The following is a 1,150-nucleotide window of genomic DNA, read 5'->3' on the forward strand; positions in this document are numbered from 1 at the left end:
TGGAGGTATCAGAAGTGCGAATGCTGACATGAGTAACGATAAAGCTGGTGAAAAACCAGCTCGCCGAAAAACCAAGGGTTCCTGTCCAACGCTAATCGTGGCAGGGTTAGTCGATCCCTAAGGCGAGGCTGAAAAGCGTAGTCGATGGAAAACTGGTTAATATTCCTGTACTGAATATCGATTTCGATGTGGGAACGGAGTAGGATAGACTATCCGAGCGTAGGTTGTCTCGGTTTAAACGTATAAGTGGGTCGTATAGGAAAATCCGTACGATCGTCACACAAAGGCGTGAATACGATTACATCAGTAATGAAGTAGTTGATTCCAACTCCCGAGAAAATCCTCTAAGATATAATTGATCTTCAATCGTACCTCAAACCGACACAGGTGGTTAAGTAGAGAATACTAAGGCGCTTGAGAGAACTCAGGTGAAGGAACTAGGCAAAATAGTGCCGTAACTTCGGGAGAAGGCACGCTGAAATTGGTGATAGATCGCGCATCTTTAGCCGAGATCAGCCGAAGATACCAGCTGGCTGCAACTGTTTATTAAAAACATAGCACTGTGCAAACACGTAAGTGGAAGTATACGGTGTGAAGCCTGCCCGGTGCTGGAAGGTCAATTGATGAAGTAAGCGTAAGCGAAGCTTCTGATCGAAGCCCCAGTGAACGGCGGCCGTAACTATAACGGTCCTAAGGTAGCGAAATTCCTTGTCGGGTAAGTTCCGACCTGCACGAATGGCGTAATGATGGCCAGACTGTCNNNNCCNGANNNTCTCCACCTGAGACTCAGTGAAATTGAAATTGCTGTGAAGATGCAGTGTACCCGCGACAAGACGGAAAGACCCCGTGAACCTTTACTATAGCTTGATATTGAACATTGAATGTTGCTGTGTAGGATAGGTGGGAGGCTGAGAAACATGGACGCTAGTCCATGTGGAGCCGTCGTTGAAATACCACCCTGAAACGTTTTGTGTTCTAACTTAGACCCGTCATCCGGGCCGAGGACAATGTCTGGTGGGTAGTTTGACTGGGGTGGTCTCCTCCTAAAGAGTAACGGAGGAGTACAAAGGTTGGCTAATTACGGTCGGAAATCGTAAGGTTAGTGCAAAGGCATAAGCCAGCTTAACTGCGAGCGTGACGACGCGAGCAG

1 rRNA gene (cut by both window edges) is annotated in these 1,150 nt (G+C 47.6%); it reads left to right on the forward strand.

The window, feature by feature from the left end:
- Positions 1–1,150: ribosomal RNA gene (locus AOQ87_RS02465) — 23S ribosomal RNA — on the forward strand (it extends past both window edges: 1,244 nt to the left, 527 nt to the right).

Source organism: Candidatus Riesia pediculischaeffi (assembly GCF_002073895.1).
GTDB classification, from domain to species: domain Bacteria; phylum Pseudomonadota; class Gammaproteobacteria; order Enterobacterales; family Enterobacteriaceae; genus Riesia; species Riesia pediculischaeffi.